The sequence below is a fragment of the Pedobacter agri PB92 genome, assembly GCF_000258495.1.
Taxonomy (GTDB): domain Bacteria; phylum Bacteroidota; class Bacteroidia; order Sphingobacteriales; family Sphingobacteriaceae; genus Pedobacter; species Pedobacter agri.
Genome location: NZ_AJLG01000119.1, coordinates 1 through 15,396, shown reverse-complemented (window position 1 = coordinate 15,396; position 15,396 = coordinate 1). Strand labels below are relative to the sequence as shown.

13 protein-coding genes are annotated in these 15,396 nt (G+C 37.1%); all 13 read right to left on the bottom strand.

Annotated features, from left to right (window positions below):
* Nucleotides 1-219, bottom strand: a 219-nt coding sequence (locus tag ON09_RS16385) for a hypothetical protein (protein WP_394358224.1), incomplete at its 3' end; no start/stop codon positions are given.
* Nucleotides 220-226: 7 nt separating this feature from the next.
* The gene (locus ON09_RS16380) at nucleotides 227-3,358 is read right to left on the bottom strand and encodes a SusC/RagA family TonB-linked outer membrane protein (protein WP_029204400.1); all 3,132 of its coding nucleotides are present in this window, start codon (nucleotides 3,356-3,358) and stop codon (nucleotides 227-229) included.
* A 299-nt stretch (nucleotides 3,359-3,657) separates the two neighbouring features.
* On the bottom strand, nucleotides 3,658-6,114 hold the full coding sequence (locus tag ON09_RS16375; RefSeq protein ID WP_010602145.1) for an outer membrane beta-barrel family protein: 2,457 nt from the start codon (nucleotides 6,112-6,114) through the stop codon (nucleotides 3,658-3,660).
* A 271-nt stretch (nucleotides 6,115-6,385) separates the two neighbouring features.
* Nucleotides 6,386-7,624: an SAM-dependent methyltransferase gene (locus ON09_RS16370; RefSeq protein WP_010602144.1), complete on the bottom strand. Its 1,239-nt coding sequence runs from the start codon at nucleotides 7,622-7,624 to the stop codon at nucleotides 6,386-6,388.
* A gap of 9 nt (nucleotides 7,625-7,633) precedes the next feature.
* Nucleotides 7,634-8,470 (bottom strand): DUF1365 domain-containing protein, encoded by an 837-nt coding sequence (locus ON09_RS16365; protein WP_083838007.1) that lies wholly within the window; start codon nucleotides 8,468-8,470, stop codon nucleotides 7,634-7,636.
* Between the two features lie 26 nt (nucleotides 8,471-8,496).
* Nucleotides 8,497-8,856 (bottom strand): four helix bundle protein, encoded by a 360-nt coding sequence (locus ON09_RS16360; protein ID WP_010602142.1) that lies wholly within the window; start codon nucleotides 8,854-8,856, stop codon nucleotides 8,497-8,499.
* A 248-nt stretch (nucleotides 8,857-9,104) separates the two neighbouring features.
* The gene (locus ON09_RS16355; protein ID WP_010602141.1) at nucleotides 9,105-10,349 is read right to left on the bottom strand and encodes an NAD(P)/FAD-dependent oxidoreductase; all 1,245 of its coding nucleotides are present in this window, start codon (nucleotides 10,347-10,349) and stop codon (nucleotides 9,105-9,107) included.
* A 47-nt stretch (nucleotides 10,350-10,396) separates the two neighbouring features.
* Nucleotides 10,397-11,428 (bottom strand): SAM-dependent methyltransferase, encoded by a 1,032-nt coding sequence (locus tag ON09_RS16350; protein WP_010602140.1) that lies wholly within the window; start codon nucleotides 11,426-11,428, stop codon nucleotides 10,397-10,399.
* A gap of 81 nt (nucleotides 11,429-11,509) precedes the next feature.
* Nucleotides 11,510-12,268, bottom strand: coding sequence for a DUF1295 domain-containing protein (locus ON09_RS16345; protein ID WP_010602139.1), 759 nt, complete (start codon nucleotides 12,266-12,268; stop codon nucleotides 11,510-11,512).
* A gap of 101 nt (nucleotides 12,269-12,369) precedes the next feature.
* Nucleotides 12,370-12,699 carry a DUF1475 family protein gene (locus tag ON09_RS16340; protein ID WP_010602138.1) on the bottom strand — a complete coding sequence of 110 codons (330 nt, stop codon included), beginning with the start codon at nucleotides 12,697-12,699 and terminating at the stop codon, nucleotides 12,370-12,372.
* Nucleotides 12,700-13,051: 352 nt separating this feature from the next.
* Complete coding sequence (locus ON09_RS16335) at nucleotides 13,052-13,780, bottom strand: acyl-CoA desaturase (protein ID WP_029204397.1); 729 nt, start codon at nucleotides 13,778-13,780, stop codon at nucleotides 13,052-13,054.
* A gap of 135 nt (nucleotides 13,781-13,915) precedes the next feature.
* A complete protein-coding gene (locus tag ON09_RS16330; protein WP_010602136.1) occupies nucleotides 13,916-14,413 on the bottom strand; it encodes a cupin domain-containing protein in 498 nt (165 codons plus the stop codon).
* Between the two features lie 119 nt (nucleotides 14,414-14,532).
* On the bottom strand, nucleotides 14,533-15,129 hold the full coding sequence (locus ON09_RS16325; RefSeq protein WP_029204396.1) for a hypothetical protein: 597 nt from the start codon (nucleotides 15,127-15,129) through the stop codon (nucleotides 14,533-14,535).
* Nucleotides 15,130-15,396: the final 267 nt, after the last annotated feature.

Sequence of the window (15,396 nt, the reverse complement as noted above, 5' to 3'; positions counted from 1 at the left end):
AGCGGTGTACTGAACATATGGAACGATGGCACTTGCAACATTATAGTTATTTACTCCAGCTTTACTGGTTGATGTAGCCAGCAGAGACGCTAAAGTTGGCGTAGTTACTTGGTTAGGGTTTTTAGCAACGTTATCAAAATAGCTGTCTTTACAGCCTTGAAGTGCAATACTTGCCGTCAAAACCGATAATACTGTATATTTTAAAATCTTTTTCATCATGATCAAATTAAAAACCAACATTTAGAGAAAACATAATTGTACGGGCAGTTGGATAGGTAAATCCGGCTGAACCATCATTGTTACTACCCGCATCATACGAACTTGACTCCGGATCTACACCGTAATATTTGGTCCATAACCAAAGGTTATTTCCTGTTACTGAAACCGAAGCAGATCTGATTGCTTTTTTAGGCAACCAATTTGTTGGCAAAGCATAACTTAAACTCGCAGAACGAAGGCGAACCCAAGATGCGTCTGTTACAAAAGGCTCAGAAACGTTTCTGTAAAATCTGCGGTAGTAACCTTCACCATAATCTACACCATCAGGACCGAAACGCTGACCTAACCAAACTTGCTTTGTATTTGGCGTTCCATTTGCAAGCACACCTTCAAACGTTCTGAATGATCTTCTGTCGGCAGTGTAATCTGGCAAACCGAAAGCAGAATAAAAATCTTCCAGCCAGTTATATTTTTCGAAGCCTAAACGGGCATCAAACAAAACATTCAAACTAAAACGTTTGTAGCTAAAGTTATTCCCCATACCGATAACATAATCTGGTTGTGAGTTACCTAAAATTCTTTGTGTACCACCAGAAATGATCGGGAAGCCATCAGCTCCAATAAGCAATGGCAAATTTTTATCCAAGAAGTTAGGGTCTTGAGGTTGTCCACCTGAATACCTGTTAAAATACGAACCGTAAATGTTACCAAAAGCCTGCCCTTCAACCAATTTCATGGTCACACCAGCATTTCCATAACCCCTTGCGGCGCCATAAATAATATCAGTAGGTAAGTAAAGGATTTTGTTTCTATTTGCTGATACATTTAAGTTAACACCCCATTTAAAATCTTTTCCATCAATAGGTTTTCCATTGATCACCAATTCGACCCCTCTGTTACGAATATTACCAGCGTTGATTGATGTGGTTACATAACCTGTTGCTGAGGTAATTTGTGCCTGGATAATCTGATCCTTACTCAATGAATAATAATATGTAAAATCAAATCCTAAACGACCCTTAAAAAAAGACATCTCCAAGCCGGTTTCGAAAGTATTTGTAAATTCAGGGCGAAGGCTTGGATTTCCGAGGTTAGACGCAAGCGTTAAACCTGTGGTTCCCGTTGGTAAACTGCCATAAGTAGCAAAACCTGACGATGCACCTGCATAAATTGGTGCGTCTTTTCCAAGTTTAGCATACGATAATCTTAACTTAGCCTGGCTAATTGCCGACGGAAGTTTAAATTGGTCAGAAAATACGTAACTAATACTTGCTGATGGATAAAAGAATGACCTGTTTTCTTTAGACAGGGTTGACGTGATATCATTTCTACCAGTTAAGGTTAAAAATAAGTAGTTTTTATAATCGAAAGTAGCCTCTCCAAAATAACCTACTAATCTTTTCTGCGTGATGGATTGCGAAACGCTAATTACTTTTGCATTGGCTAGGTTGAAGAAGTTGTAAATGCTCAACTGACTTCCTAAACTACCGATATTTTTTAATCGGCTATCATACATCTCCTGTCCCAATCTCAACGTACCGTTAATATCACTTGTTATTTTTGAAGTTAAGGTTGCTAAGAAAGTACCATTTAGTGTTCTAACTTTTGAATTATACTCGCCATAGAATCCCTGGTCATTGTCATACACCTGTTCGCCGGTAATGCCCATTGGGCCCGGTGCAGTTCTTACACGGTTATCATTATAGGTATCTAATCCAAAACGGTATGAAAAGTTCAACCATTTGGTTGGCTCATAAGTTAATGCTGCTCCGCCAATGAAACGATTCACATCACTTTTCAGCTGGTTCGTTTCTGTTCCCCAAATTGGGTTATTTGTTCCAATATACTTTTGCGTACCATTTTCGTTGATGTAATCTGCAACATCATAGCGAGGCGACCAATATGCCAAACCTTCACCAAACCGATCTGCACTGTAAGTATAACCACCTGCATTGCTAAAGTTCATATTCACTGAAGCTTTAAACTTAGGGCTAATGGTGATATCGGTATTTAACCTACCTGAAAGATTTTTATAATCAGTATTTGGCATCATGCCTTTTTGATAGAGTTGCGATACTGAAGAGAAAAACTTTACCGCTTCACTTCCACCGGCTACTGAAACTGAGTTTTTAATCTGTTGACCCGTTCCAAAAGCTCTGTCATAATTGTCGTAAAGTTGATCCGGATGTGTTGGATCAAGTAGTTTTGCTTCAGCTATTGTTGGCCCCCATGCTGGCCCAATACCGCTTGGCGGATTTGCATAAACACCTAAAACACCCTGAGTATATTCAGTTTGAACAGCAGGTTTCTTCAAAACCTCATCAAAACCATAACTACTATTTAAATTGATGCTCAAGGCGCCTGCAGCACCTCGTTTAGTGGTGATAACCACTACGCCATTTACACCTCTTAGCCCATATAAAGCGGTTGCCGCACCGCCCTTTAAAATATTGATTGTTTCAATATCTTCCGGATTAATATCAGATGCTCTGTTGCTTACTCCTCTGGCTCCGTAAGCGGTGCCACCCGGATTTGCGCCCAATGTAGAGGTAGAATTATCAATCTGAACGCCATCAATAACATAAAGCGGATCACTTGGAATACTTGGATCGATGGAGTTAACACCTCTGATTCTAATATTCGCACCTTGACCAGGGCCACCGCCCATACTGGAAATGGTTGCACCTGCAACTTTTCCTTGCAAAGCATTGATCAAGTTAGGTTGGTGGTTGAAGTTTAAAGCTTTGTTGTCAACCTGTTGTGCAGCATAACCAAGTGATTTCGCCTGTCGGGTAATCCCTAATCCGGTAGAAACCGTTACCTCTTCAAGTTGTTGCGAATCTGAAGCAAGTGCCAGGTTTACGGTGGTTCGATTCCCTACTGTAACCTCCTGTGTTTTGTAACCAATTAAGCTAACTACTAAAACCGCGTTTGAGGAAGAAACCTGAATGGTGAAGTTTCCGTTTCCATCTGTTGAGGCTCCGGTATTTGCCCCTTTGACTTTGATACTTGCTCCAGGTAAAGGTCCGTTATCATCTGAAGAAGTGACTTTCCCTGTGATGGTTTTTACTTGCGCAAATGACGAAATGCCAACAAGCAACATACACACGAAAAGTAGCGAGGTAAAGATTTTTCTCATATCTCTATTGTTTAGGTTAATGTTTGTTAGTTAAATGCAATATATAGTTTTTAAAAATAAATTGCCGCATAAAACCTAAGCAAAAACTCAACACCTTCAAGCAAAAACCACAAAACACCACAGATTATCACTACAAGGGCATTAAGCCTAAAAATAAACTGCAAAATCAGGCATAAAAAAATACATTACTGCAAAAAGTTAACAAAAAACAAATCCACTAAGTGTATTTTTTACACACTACACAAAAAAAGTCCCCGATTTTACAACCGGGGACTTAAATTTATAATTGATTTGGGTTTTTATTGTTGTACACCGCCCATTCCACCACCACCTTGTTGCTGGTCTTGCTTAATGTCGTCGTTTTTGATTTTCTTTTTCTCCGTGAATTTCAATTTACCAAAGCTATAGCTAAAGTTAACACCAAAAGAACGTAAAGGATAGTAAACATTGGTACTTTGATAAAGTGTACTTACTTTATTGCCAACAGTTGTAACCGAATTGTTTACTGTTTTGATGTGTAAATCACGGGTGAAAGGATTTAAGGTATTGATACCAATTGAACCCTTTTTATTTAAAATATCTTTTTTGAAGGATGCACCATAGAACACCATGGCATCAGTTTTACCTTGATAGGTTCTTCTTGGCGAATTAACAACACCAAACAATTCAAAATTATAGCCTTTACCAAATCCATAAGCTGATCGTCCGAAAATGTTATAATTTAAAAATGTTCCTGTACTTACGCCTGTTTGAGTATTGCTTACTTCGTAAGTATTTACGCCCAGGTTGGTCATCAATGTCCATTTTGGTTTCGGGTTGTAAGATGCAAAAACATTTGCTCCATAAGTTTGTGCGGTACCTACGTTAATATAGGTTGTTAATGTTTTATCAAAACCATTCTCTCTTAATGAAATAATTGAACTTTCAATTACATCGCCAGTTCTGCGGTAAAACACCGAGGCGTTAATCACAGATCCTTTGATGAAAGTAGAATAGCCTAACTCGAAGTTATCACTTAACTCAGGATCTAACGTAGGTTCTCCTTGTCTGATATTAAACTGATCACTTTCGTTACGGAAAGGATTCAGGTAAGCTAAACTTGGTCTTTGTACCCTACGGTTATAACTTAATTTTAAAGTTGCATTACCTTTTAGAGTTTGTGAAATGATGGCACTCGGGAATAAGTTAAAATAGTCGTTTTTCTGAATTCCACCTTGTGCGTTATTAAATCCGATACTGGTATATTCAGATCTTAATCCGCCTTTAAAGTTTAGCTTTTTACTCAGCTTAAAGCTAATTACGCCATAAGCGGAAGCTACATCCTGGTTGTAATCGAAATTTTGGTTTGCATTATTTGAAAACGCACTGCTGATGTCGCGAAAAATTCCTTTAGCTCCAACTTCCAGAATAGTTGACTTTGTGAAAGGATAAGTGTAATCCGTTTGAACAGTATATTCTTTGTTTTTACCAGTATTATCGTTGTTTACTGCCGGAAAATTACTGCCAATAATTTCGTTTTCAAACTCAGTGGTATTCCTGCCTGAAGATAATTGACCAGCAATAGTAAACTCCTCTCCTTCTTTTTTCGTAGTGTGTTTATAGTCCACATTCCAATCGAAGTTGTTAAAGCCCATATCCATTGAACTAATGTTTCTGAATTGTGCTCCGTTTAAGATATAATTAGCACTTCCTGGACCTCCATTAGAGAAATTATTATACTTAATGGTGGAGCTTAGATTATTGTAAGCATTAAAATCGTAATCAGCACCGAAGCTACCATTATACCCATTACGGCTCCATTTTGACACACCATCCTGAAAAATACTGGTGACATTTGTTTTGCCAACAGAATCTGTTCGAGTATTGTTTTCAAATAAAACTCTTGAATCCTGAGCATAAGCAAGGTTGGCACCCAAACTTGTATTAACACTTAAGCGCCCTGTTTTTGCCGTTAGATTAAATGCACCATTATTTTGACGGGTTCCGGCAGATAAATTTACCGTACCACTTACACCTTGCGCATTTGATTTTTTAGTGATAATATTGATAATACCTCCAGAACCTTCTGCATCATACTTCGCTGATGGACTGGTTATCACCTCAACACTTTTAATTTGCTCTGCAGGTATCATTTTCAAAGCATCGGAAACGCTGCTTGCCATGGTACCAGAAGGTTTTCCATTAATCAACACACGAACGGCACCACCACGAAGCTGAACATTACCATCAACATCCACAGAAAGCATAGGCACTTTACGCATCACATCTGTAGCATCGCCACCAGCATTTGTACCATCGGCCTCTGCATTATAAACCATTCTATCGATTTTATTTTCGATAACGGCTTTGGTTCCCTGAACCTGAACATCGGCAAGTGTATTTTCTGAGGAAGAAATATAGATTGTTCCTAAGTTTTGATCAGGCTTAGCTGGTGTTGTAGTAACCAAAATAGATTTGGTTTTGTAGCCCATAAAACCAATCATTAATTTATAAGCATCTGGCGCAACATTTTGCAATGATAATTTACCTTTTGGGTCAGTTACCCCACCATTTACCGATTTATTATCCTTTACAGCGATTAGCGAAACTGTTGCATAATCAATGGGTTGTTTTGTTACTGAATCTAAAATAGTAGCTGTGATACGACCGAAAACTGTTGGCTTCTTAGCACCCCCACCAAAACCACCTGCAGGAAACTGTGCATGTGCGTTTATAAAAATTCCGACAGAGAGGATTAAGAGTAAAATTCTTTTCATGTTAATTTGTTAGTATTTGGTATTAGTCTGCGCAAGTTGCAATTTGTTACAACAGAGTAGAATACTTTTTACGCGACTTCGTTAATTTAGTCGGCAAAGGTGCGACTTTTATCGGTAAAAAAGATGTCAGATTAAAAATGTTTGGTGAATGATGTATTTCTCCAAAAAAAATGGATAATTAGCCATCGCTTATTATCCATTCCAGTATTTATTAACTTTATAATTAAAACTCAATTCCTCATTACCATCTTCAAATTAATATAAGTAGATATTATCTCGAAGTATTATTTGGCCTCGTATAAACCAGTTGCATTACATTGATGTTGCGCATGGCGAAAGCGGCCTCACAATAGTTTAAGTAATAATTCCATTTGCGGATGAAATTTTCATCAAAACCTAAGGCTTTAACTTTATCCAAATGTTTGTTAAATTCCAGATACCAAAGATGGAGTGTTTTTGCATAATCTAAACCCATATCCTTCAAATCGACCATGGTCAAATCTCCGGTATTATTAATGGCTTTATTGATTGCAGAAACCGACGGCAACAGTGAGCCCGGAAAGATGTGTTTTTGAATCCAATCTACCCCGTTTCGTAATTTATCATATCGGCTATCTGGAGAAGTAATCACTTGAAAAGCGAAAATACCGTCTTTTTTCAGCAACGATTGGCATTTCTCAAAGTAAGTTTCCAAATATTGATGACCGACGGCTTCTAACATTTCAATGGAAACAATCTTATCAAACGTACCTTCGATTTTGCGGTAATCCTGAATGATGATTGAAACCCGATCTTCAAGTTTCTCTTCCTTTACTCTTTGTAGAGCAAGTTTTTGCTGTTCCTTTGAGATGGTTACTGACGTAACTTGACAGCCGTAGTTCTTTGCCAAAAAAATTGCATTGCCTCCCCAACCACTGCCAATTTCCAGAACATGATCTGTAGCTTTAACCTTTAATTGTTTCGCAAGGCGATCATATTTGGCATATTGCGATTCTTCCAAACTGACCTGATCATTAATAAAATAACCGCTTGAATAGGTCATGGTTTTATCTAAAAATGTTGCAAAGAAATCATTGTTAAGATCGTAATGTGCTGAAATATTTTTCTGTGAACCGGCAAGCGTATTTGCCCTGCGGACATGGGCAAGCTTGTTTACCATTTTAAAAAGGTTAAGCGCAATTGATTTTGCTTTGCTTCCGGTAACCGAAGGTGCATTTTCGATATTTAAGAGCACCCACTTAATTACGTTTGTAATACTCGAAGTATCCCAAAGGCCCAAAGTATAACCTTCTCCAAAGCCGATATCGCCGTACAAAGCTATTGATTTGAAAAAATCAGGATGGTTCACCTGAATATTGGCAGAAATTTTGTCTTCATGGTTACCAAAAGTGAGTGTTTCACCATTGGGCAAGGAAAGCTCCAACTTACCTAGGGTCATTTTGGAAAGCGAATTTAATACCACTTTTTCAAAAAAACCAATATGTGTTTTGGTGGCGGCAAGCGTACTCATAATCTAAATCTATTTTGTTTGTGGTTTATAGGGCTTATATACGTTGCGTTGCAGTTCAGGGTTTTCAGCTTTTGGGTGAAATGGTATTTTTTTCATCCACAATTTAAAGGCCTGCCAATGAATCATGCCCATCACCTGCAATGGAATAAAAGGAATAGAAAAAAAATATTTTAGCAAGCTGGCATCGGTTAATGGTTTACTGCTACCTAATAAAGTGCTGATAAAAAACCGCTTACCGTTCTTATCAATGTCGTCTATTTTAATCTCCAGCTTCTCTCCGGGGATTTTCAGATTAAAATCAAAGGAATCGTCGTGATCAATAAATGGCGAAACGTAAAAATATTTTGTCGTAATTTTTTTGAAGCGATCACCATCCAATTCTTCTTTGCCAAAGAAAAAAAGTTTCATTTCGCGATAGGTATTGCTAATTTCTGCAACACAACACACCGGATTTTCATTTTCATCAAAACAGAAATAGAATGAAACCGGATTGAAATTATACCCTAAAACATTGAGATTGGTTAGCAACTTAATTTTCAGTTTTGTTCCATCAACACCATAACCCTTTAAATAACTTTCCAAATGCTGGCGAATGTTTTTTGTTGAATCCGGATTATTTCTTGGCAATTGTAAATGTTCCGAATCGCGAAATGAAAACAGGTTAAATTTGTTGCGACTAAACCACCGAAGTTTTTTTGCCAGCAAATCAATCTCGTCTAAATCAATATAAAACATATATACATTGTACCAAAATGTATGTTTTTTTGGTGCCAGCCGATGGTGCATGACTTTGGCAGTGTATATGTTGGATATAAGATGTGAAATGGATGATGGATGATGGGACATATTCGTTAAACCGGATTCAAAAATTTCTATTTACTAGATGAAATCTTAATGGTAGTAAATATTTTCTTCAACTCTAATGCTTCTCCTTTAAACCTTTCAAAATCTATTTTATATTTATCATCAGGATAAAGCTCACTTAGTGTCTTTAACCAATAAACACTTTCTCTCGCTTCTCTGTAAGAAATTCCAATCTTATAACTGAAATCTCGTTTACTAAACGCTCCTTGAGCTTCTTCATAATTTGCACCTATTGATGTTGAACACCTGCTTAACTGTAACATGGGTACTTTATAAATAAAATTATAAGGAAGTGTGCTTAAGAATTTCAACACATCAACGCCAAAGCGAAATGTTCTTTCTAACAATTGAGTAGTTTTTTCGTTCATCTTTAAAAAATTAATACATAATATTTCGAAGGATGACCAATTAAAACTAACAAAAAAAATGGAGAACGTAAAGATGTAAGATGAATGACGGAATTGAAATGGCTTCATTAGTTAAATCGTCATAACCATTATCCATCTAAAACAGTCCATCAACATCATGCTACCCCATTCCCATCTTACATTTTCCATTAAACATAATGCTACTCCATTTTCCATCTCACATCTTACATATTAACTCATTAAACACCTTACATCTTTAAACATAAATCCACTGCACTTTTATACGCATCTTCATGAAAACCATATTTAAAATAACTTCCGCAGTAGTAAATAGGGCCATTTTCATTTAACTCATGTAATCGCTCTTGTGCCCGCATGGCCGGAACGTCAAATAAAGGATGATGGTAATCTATTTGCTTTATGACTTTATCCGCACTTAAAGTTGCCGAAGGGTTAATAGAAACAAAGTAATTCGTTTTCTTAGAAACACCCTGCAAATTATTCATCCAATAAATAGTGCTTGGCAACAATTTATCGCCTTGTTTTTCTACACGATAATTCCAACTGCTCCAGGCCAGTTTAGCTTTTGGCATTTGCTCTTCATCGGTATGCACCACGGCTTGATTAAGCTGATATTTAAACTTCGATAGCAATTCCGTTTCTAAAGTTGTTTTATTTTTTACGGTTTCAAAAGTTTGGTCTGCGTGGCAGGCCATAATCACCTTGTCAAATTCAAAACGCTCGTTTATTGAATTTACCACCTCTACCTTTCCGTTCTCTAATCGTTTTACGGAAACAATTTTATTATTAATTTTAATTCGATCGCGGAATGGTGAAATTAGTTTTTCACGGTAAGCCTGACTTCCATTTTGCAAAGTGTACCATTGGTGCTGTGTATCTAAACCTAAAAAACCGTGATTTTTAAAAAAACGGATTAAAGTTACCGCTGGAAAATCTAAGATCTGTTCCATTGGTGCACTCCAAACCGCTGCACTCATGGGAATCAGGTATTGCCAAAGCATATCATCGCTATAACCAAATTCTTTGAAAAACTTACCAATGGAATAATCTTGGTATGCTGGTTGATCTAAAATTTCGATGCTTTGTTTGTTGAAACGATTAATCTGCATCAACATTTTCAGGTAAGAAATATTAAAGATATTCTTCCGCTGTGCGAATAAATGGTTTAAACTGGAACCGCTGTATTCTAACTTTTTTGGCAGAAACTGAACACTGAAAGACATATCGGTTTTGATTACTGGTGCGGCAATCTCAGCAAACATTTCCGTCAGATTTGGATAAGTTTCATAGTTAAAAACCATGAAACCAGTATCTAAATAAATGGGTTTACCATCTACTTCGAGTGTAATTGTATTGGTATGACCCCCAATATAATCGCCTTGCTCAAAAACTGTGATATCGTATTGATGTTGCAGCTTATGGGCGCAACCCATTCCTGCTATTCCGGAGCCAATAATGGCTAATTTTTGCATTTTCTTAAATTAAATTGAATATTTGGCTTCAGTCCTTTAGCTTTCCTTTAAGCTGTTTTTTCAAACAAATAATGACAAACCATCCATTCGTTTCCCTTATTATAATTAAATAACTCGGCACAACTCATGTAAAATAAACGCCAGTAAACCCACCATTTCACGGCCTGATCTTTACCATAAGTGTTTTCCAGAATTGGCATGATTTCTTGTTTGTGCTTATCCATATTACTAAGCCAGGCTTCAGAAGTTTTTCCGTAATTGGTTCCGTTTACTACCCAATGCCTGGCAATTTTAAGATCATCATTGAAATAGAAAAATAAATGGTTGGAAGGCATAATACCACCTGTAAAAAAGTATTTGCTCATCCAATCGGTTTCATCAATTACCTCGAATTTGTATGCCAGCGTTTTATGCGTAAAAATGTGAACGAACAATTTTCCGTCAGGTTTTAAGAAACCGGCAACCTTGTTCAGCAAAAATTTATAATTACGCATGTGTTCAAACATCTCAACAGAAACCACCCTATCAAAAGTATCTGCAATGGTAAAAGTATTCATATCAGCAGTTAAAACGGTTAAGTTTTGAATGCCTCGTTGCTTCGCCATTTCATCAATAAAAACTTTTTGCGTTGCTGAGTTTGAAACTACAGTAAAGGTGCTTTCAGGAAACTTCGACGACATGTACAATGATAGCGAACCCCAGCCACAGCCCAGTTCCAGCACATTCTGACCACTTTGCAAATCTGCCCGTTCGCAGGTTAAAGCCAGCATATCATCTTCCGAGGTATCAATATCCTTTACGCCCGGTTTCCAATAACCGCTGCTATATTTCAGATTTTTGCCTAAGCAATACTGGAAAAATTCTGTAGGTAATTCATAATGTTGCTCGTTAGCCTCGGAAGTATTTACCGCAATTGGCGACTGTTTTAACTCGGCAACCAGATCCATAAATTTCTCTTGCTGCAAAGCTTCATCGCCTAAGGTTTCATCATCTAAACGTTGTTTGCAAAGTTTCCTAATCCCCATACGCAGAGCGGTATCAGGAAGTTTGTCGTTTTCTAAAAGTTTATCGTACCACATTTGAGTTGTAAATTATATTTAAAAGTGATCGGTTCGGATGCAAAACCAGGGTATAAGGTTTAGGCCTGTAATCCACTACCGCTAACTTTTATAACCTTTTTTCCATGGGAAAAAGGCCGAAGTTGTTTGCTGGTATTTTTTGTAAGCTTCGGGTTTGCTCCTTAAATTTTGTTCTTCATTGTTTGGAACACCTGTAACCCGGGTTAATAGATAGAAAATTATTGCCGGACTGATGATGGCGAGGATGCCCCATGGCGACGCTAATGCGAAGATGAAATATGCCATCCAGGTTAACCATTCAAAAAAATAATTGGGGTGGCGACTGTAATACCACAAACCTGTATCGCAAACCTTTCCTTTGTTTTTGGGATCTTTTTTAAAAGCAGCGAGCTGTTTATCGGCAACCATTTCACCCACAAAAGCAATTGCCCAAATGGCCAAGCCGACATATTCCAAAATAGAAATTTCTGTAGAGGTATTGGCTGTGATAATAAAAAACGGGATAGCGAGAATTACATTAGAGATGGCTTGAAACTGAAAAAAGACAAAGAAGTTTCGGTCGGCATTTTCGCCCCACTCACGGCGAAGTTGCTGATATCTGCCTTCCTCTTCATCTAAATGACCGATTACCCTTTGCCACAAATGAATACCTAATCTCAATTCTGCAATTAAAAAAATAGCACAAATTAAAATCTTGCGCATTTCATAACCTTCAGCTAAAAAGAAAGTGATAATGGTAATTACTGGAAAATTTAGCGCCCAAAAAACATCTACTATACCAGCATTTCTAATTTTTTTTCGCCCATAACCAAACCAATACCATAATGGTACAGCAAGCAATTAACGAAATGAGTGCAATAAATAGTAGATGTTGGTAATCCATTGTTAGGTTTAAGTGTTAAGGCGCAAGGTTCAAGAGAACGCGTTTCGCCATTCACTTTCTACCTTTTTACCAGCAATTCTTTAATGCCCTCGCCTTCTTTTAGTCTATATAAATGAACCAAAACATAGGCTAGAGTGGCTATACTACCTAAACATACGAACAAAATTGTAACAGAGATTTTAAGAATAATGCTTTTTTCTTTGTAGAGCATCCATAGCGTGATAATGAATATGTTAGCATAAAAATCCCAAAGCGTGGCTCGCATCCATGGTATGGAACCGAGAAAATCCCACTGATCAAAAAGATTACTTTCTAAAGAAGTAGCAATTACTTTATAGCACATGAAAACTAAAAGTGCAGAGAAAACGATTTTCAGGAGGTTGATCATAGGGTATGGTGTTATAATATTTGAAAAGCAAGTTCCTGTTCATTTCGGTTCCGAAAGTCCCGCCATCTGCTTTACTTCGTTACACTTCGTGCTCGCTCCTGTCGGGTTTAACCAATAAAAAACCTGTTTAAAAAAAATTTAACCTTAACATTTAACCATCCCAAAAATCTTCCTGGACGGTGGTGAAGTCTCACTCAAACAGGATCACTGTACCACTTTAAGCAGTGGCCAACATATAAAGATTTTAAGCTGGCAATTCTTCATCTTTTGCCTCGAACAAAAAAAGCCTATGATCAGGACAACAACAAAGAAAGAACCAATACCACCTACAAGCTCAGGATGAATAATGAATTTAAACCTTTCTAATCTTGATAATTTTCATCCAGTGCAATACTTTCATTACCGGATAAGTCGGGTCAAATTCCCACCATTTAGTCGCAAAGTTCGGGCTATTTGGTTTCTTGTGATGGTTATTTTGGAATAACTCACCCATTAACAGGAAATCCCAGGGTAATGAATTTTTGCTATGGTCATCATTATCGTGATTGGAGTAACCATATTTATGCCCGCACCAGTTCACAATAGCACCGTGTAATGGTCCCATTAAAAAGTGAATGGGTAACAAAATAAATAACCACCAGTGGTTGGCAAACATAATATAAAAACCGATGTAAAATAAGCCACAACCAATTCTCCAAAACCAAGAATCACCAATTCTGTCAATCAGCGGCCATTCAGGATAATTACCCTGAAATGCAGGTTCTGGTTGGATTTTGAAATGCAGGTAATTCATGTACATATTTTTTGTTGCAATCATCATCCCAAACACATCCTTAAAAAAATGTGGAGAATGAGGATCTTTCTCTGTATCGCTATATGCATGGTGCATGCGATGTAAAATAGCGTACGCTCTTGGATTTAAAAATGATGAACCCTGAGAAATCAGTAAAACGAGATAAAAGAACTTTTCCCAAAAAGGCTCCATTTTAAACATCTTATGGGAAGAGTAACGGTGAAGAAAAAAAGTTTGACTGAATAAGGATAAAAACCAATGGCAAACAAAAAAAAGGAAGATAATCATGTATGGTGTGTATACTTTATAAACGTATTTTTTTAACGTTTAGTTTTTCTTATGGCTGGAAACCAAAAGCAGAAGTGTTGGAATAAATAAGAATCCTGCACTGAATAGTCAGAACAGGATTCTGATGGAATATTTTTATCTACCGAAATCGTCTTGAACACGAACAATATCGCTTTCATCGGATGGATTCGATGCATCAGTATGTTGCCAGATCTCCGCAACCACACCCCAATCATCTAAACCTATCAAACGATGGCGTTCGCCTTGTTGCAATTTTATCTGATCTTTTGGCGCATATGTTTTTACTTCACCCTCTTCATCAGTTTCGCTGGTTTTAATACCAACGGTACCTGTAACTACCTGCCAAATTTCAGCTCTGCGGTGGTGATATTGCCACGATAAACGTGTGTTTGGTGCAACTATTAATATTTTTGGGCTTAATTTGCCACCTATTTTTAAACTTTCTACATCTAATCCGTCAAAGTAGGTATCTGCAAACTGCTGAGCCTGTGCCTCATCAATAACAAAGAAACCACCCCAAGGGCGTGTCTCATCGCGATTTACTACATTAAAACCTTCAATTTTTAAACGTTGCGCAACGTTATCGAATATTTCTTTTTTGTCGTTTTCCATAATTGGCGTAAAAATAACGCTTTGAAATTAAAAAAGCCCTTTCGGGCGCTTTATTTTTTAAGAACTATTGTTGTAGTGTTTAATTACTGTTGCTGATCGCCTATGCGGCTTGATAGCAGCTATTTTGTCTCGGCAAACAACACTTCCTGCCTAATTGAAGAATTAGTAAACATCTGAGGAACATTTACTTTATCCATTGCCAGTTCGATTGTTATAGACGCATTCGGCTTACGTAACTCCCGAGAAATATCACCAGTAATAGATGAGATTTGTTTCAGAGAAGAGAAATATTGCCGATCAAGGTTTTTAATATACTGGAGATTTCTTCTATCCTTTTTGTATTCTGCATTTACAGTTTCAGAACAATTTTTTTGAAGATGATCCAGTAATGATAGTTTATTCGTAATTGCCGCCAAGGCAGTTTTAGAGAGTTTAATACCGCTGATTGCTACAACCTGTTTGTTATTTATCACATAATCACGTCCGGCAAAAGTAATGGTAAATTTTCCTGATTTTAAAATGGATTGCGATACTGGCAACCGGGTTAAATCAGCTTCATGCTTGATCAATCTCTTATTAAATTGATACCGGTCGCTGTGCAGTTGTTCAATTAAATTACTTCCATCAATCTTCTCGGAGTTGAGCGAACTTTCTTGAGCCAAAAGATAGTTTATGGAAAAAATGGAGAGCAGGGCGATAAAATAGATGTTTTTCATTTGTAAATGATTGAACATCAAAATAACACAAAAGATTTGATTATATGTATAATTTAGTTTACAATTTACTTTACAACTGAACAACCTGAGGTTGTAAAATGTTTTTTGAATGATTTAAGGAAAAGCAGAATTATTGTTTACCAGGATAAAATTGTTTATTGGTAAAAGGATGGGCTGCGAGTTAAAAATCAGAGTAATTCAAAGTGAAAAACTTTCGGCTTACTACGTTTGAAAAGATACGCGTTCGATTAAGAATTATTCTGCTAA